The organism is Streptomyces sp. NPDC126510 (assembly GCF_040302345.1).
Lineage (GTDB): Bacteria > Actinomycetota > Actinomycetes > Streptomycetales > Streptomycetaceae > Streptomyces.
Window position 1 is genome coordinate 1 of the sequence record NZ_JBEORR010000089.1, and the last position, 3,410, is coordinate 3,410.

The window sequence follows — 3,410 nt, forward strand, 5'->3', positions numbered from 1 at the left end:
GTTCCATCCATTCGGAGTTCGAACGTGATTCGTGAAGCCGACCATTTCCGGCTCCGGCGCATTGCTTCGATCTCGGCCACAAGCCCTGCCGCTGTAGCGGTCGGTTGATGGTGCGGCGTGCTGGATCGGTCCTGTAATCCCAGGTCACCGTACTTGCGATACCGGTTGACCCACTTGGAGGCGCATTGTCGTGAGATACCCATTTCGGCGGCGACGTGGGCGATCGGGCGGTCGTGACACCGCTCGATCAGGCGTCGTCTTCCCTCGACGGTGAGTGGGGCATTACGGTGTGTCACAGGGCTGGTCCTTCTTGGTCGAGAACGGCTATGTCGCAATTCCTATTCTCGCGCCGAGGACCAGCCCGTCTACTTCAGTCCCGCGTCATCAACGTCCGTACCCGCAACATCTAGTTCGGCAACGACGACATACGTCTGTGCGGTCAAAGGCTTGAATCCTTTCGTTGTCAAGGTCAGTGCCTAAGTCCAGGTGAGCGAAAGCAGATCGGGTTTCCCCAACCGCGCCACTTCAGCGAGGCGGCGTTTGAGATCCCACATCAACCGCTGGTTTGTGCCGAATCGTTCTCCACGCCCGACGACCGCTAGCTGTCTTCGAGAATATGGTGCCTGTCTGGCTGCCAGACGACTAGATGACCTGATTCCGTGGTAAGGAGGTGAACGAGGAAAACCGGAAAGCACGATGCTGCGAGTAGTGATCACCCGCGTGATTGCGGTGCGAGCGCCTGTGTCGACACTGACGATCGCGAACACCTGACACCTTCCGTCCTCACTAAGATCGTCTTGATGGCACCGATTGGACAGCTTTCACTGGCAGTCAGGGTGACTCATCAAGTCCTGCCTAACCCGACAAGAACACCGATATGATCGCGGCACCTCGCATTTCGTATCATATTGCAGTACAGAATAATTCGGTCACTTACTAATACAGAGTCAAGAGTTGTCGACGGCGGCGATCTGCCTTGTCCACGCATACCACGCCACTCCGCAGAACGCTGCTACCATCACGAGGTCGGCGACGATTGCTACGGGCACCTCACGCGTAGCTCGGGCGATCGGGAACGCAACCGCCGCGATGAGCACTAGGACAGCGCAGGCCGGCGGAACCGTGCGGGCACGCCACTGCATGGTTCCAAACACAACAAGCGCGAAGGGAAAGGTCGGCCCCGCGAGCAGCAACATGATTGTGCCGGCCGTCGGGTAGCCGGCGAACGACGCTAGTGCCGAACTGTCGTCGACGCCGAAGACACCCTCGAAGAAACCTTGCAGCCCGAACGCGACAGTCCCGAACATGCCTACCAGCACCAGCAAGAACCACAGCCCAGACACAACCGGGAAGGGGGCACGCAGCTTCTCGTACTCACCTAGGAGCCCGAACACCCACGGCACGGTCGATACAGCGATGAGCATGCCACCGACCACTCCGTAATGCCCGTCGTTCCAGAACAGCGGCGAAAGCCCAAAAATCGCCGGACCCACAATCAGTCCTAGTATTTGCATCCGTGCAATAAGCATGGACCGACCATAGCCGTTCAGCGAAATAGGACTGGGCGAAACTGTCAATGATCGCGTCCATATCCGGCTGAACGGCGAAGCTCAAGATCAGAATGTCGGCAACCGACTGGATTCATAGAGTCGATCATGCGCCTTGCCCACGATTCCCGTGTAGACAATCAGATCTAGATGGGCGGGTTGAGTACGAAACGTCGACGGCGACGATCATGTGCACAGTTACGCCGTCGGTCCGACTAACTTCGTCGTCTTGGCGGTGAAGACGCGTGCGTGTGGCCCTCGACCAGGCTCAGACTCGCAACCACTCCCGAGTGGCGATCACCAAGGCAGCGACCCCACGGTTAAGTGTCGGTTGAACTTCCGGAGCGAAATAGGCCGAGTGGTTCGATGGGATATCGCGGTCGATGCTCCCTGCCTCCGCAGCGGCCCGATACGTTGCCGGGTGCGTACCCCCGAGAATCCAGTAGACCAACGGCGCACTCGCAGCAGTAGCGAGCAAACCGACATCCTCGCTTCCCGAGACCTGCCCGGGGTCAAAGACCGTGTCGTCGCCGAACGCCGACCGGAACGCGACCATCGTGCGCTCAGTAGCATTGTCTCCATTGACCGTAACGGGAAAAGACTCCGCCCGCACGATCACAGGATCCGGCGCTCCGGACGCTGCCGCCTCGGCACTCACGATGCGCTCGATCGCAGCCAACATACGCTCCCGCACATCCTCACTGTAGGAGCGAATGGTCAGGCCAAGCTCCGCGCTGTCAGGGATGATGTTGTTCTTTGTGCCGGCGTTGAGCCGCCCAACGGTAACCACCGCGGTCTCCTTCGGCGCAATCTCCCGGGAGACAATGGTCTGCAACCGCCCGACGATGGACGAAGCGATGACGATCGGATCGATCGTGGTCTCGGGCCTCGATCCGTGTCCACCACGTCCCTGCACCGTTATGTCGATGCTGTCAGCTGAAGCGAAGGCCGCGCCAGAGTGAGCTCCGACCATCCCGGCGGGTGCGGGCCCGACGTGCTGGCGAGTACGACATCCGGTATCGGCACTCTTTCATACAGCCTGTCGTCGAGCATTGCCTGCGCGCCGCGCCCGACCTCCTCGGCTGGCTGAAACACAGCCACGACCGTGCCACTCCAATCCCCCCGCGTCGCGGCAAGCTCCCGAGTCGCGCCGATCAGACAGGCAACATGCACGTCATGCCCGCACGCGTGCATGACACCTGATGTGATGCTGGCATACGCCAGACCAGTGGCCTCCACCACCGGCAATGCATCCATGTCAGCTCGCAGCAGCACCGTCGGCCCACTACCGTTCCGAAGCACACCGACGACCCCCGTGGCTCCGACGCCCTCGATAACAGCGAACCCTGCGGCCCGAAGTTCCGCGGCAGCGATTGCAGCCGTGCGTGTTTCTTCGAAGGAAAGTTCTGGATGCGCATGCAGGTCGCAGTAGAGCTCGTCAAGGTTCACGTACCCATCATGCCGTGTCCATCCAGGGCACAGCCCGACTGGGGCAACCTCAAATTCTTTCAAGCAAGTTTCGACCAACTCGACGCCACCGACCCAACGCTCTCAGGAGATCGTTACAAGCATGGGCTGGGTCTACGCGCAGCCAAAACGCGTTGGACAGCATCGAAATGCGTATAGCGGCATTGGGACCCACAAAAGGCACCCAAACATCACGCTCTTGGAATCTTCCGACCATGTGGATACCAACCTCGGCGGATCCAACCGATTTCATCACCCAATATTCCCAAAACAACACCACTCCCGTTCGCTACGATGCATCCGGGAGTGTCCGATTAACGGTGGATCCGACCTTGATGTCGGTTAGTTACCGTTCAGGGTGATGCGTCCTTCGAAGGTGATCGCAAACGCATTGAG

General features: G+C 59.6%; 4 protein-coding genes. All 4 read right to left on the bottom strand.

The features are described 5' to 3' along the window. Positions 1–296 (bottom strand): helix-turn-helix domain-containing protein (locus ABTX60_RS43035; protein ID WP_352102043.1); only part of this gene is annotated, 296 nt, incomplete at its 3' end. Between the two features lie 651 nt (positions 297–947). Further along, entirely contained in the window at positions 948–1,529 is a 582-nt protein-coding gene (locus ABTX60_RS43040; RefSeq protein WP_037132137.1) for a hypothetical protein, read from the bottom strand. 286 nt (positions 1,530–1,815) lie between these two features. Further along, complete coding sequence (locus tag ABTX60_RS43045) at positions 1,816–2,463, bottom strand: peptidase dimerization domain-containing protein (RefSeq protein WP_003945380.1); 648 nt, start codon at positions 2,461–2,463, stop codon at positions 1,816–1,818. 2 nt (positions 2,464–2,465) lie between these two features. Further along, a complete protein-coding gene (locus ABTX60_RS43050; RefSeq protein ID WP_003945383.1) occupies positions 2,466–2,996 on the bottom strand; it encodes a M20/M25/M40 family metallo-hydrolase in 531 nt (176 codons plus the stop codon). Positions 2,997–3,410: the final 414 nt, after the last annotated feature.

Excerpts from the sequence above, each read along its gene's own strand:
- ABTX60_RS43040 (WP_037132137.1), bottom strand. The coding sequence starts at position 1,529 with ATGCTTATTGCACGGATGCAAATACTAGGACTGATTGTGGGTCCGGCG.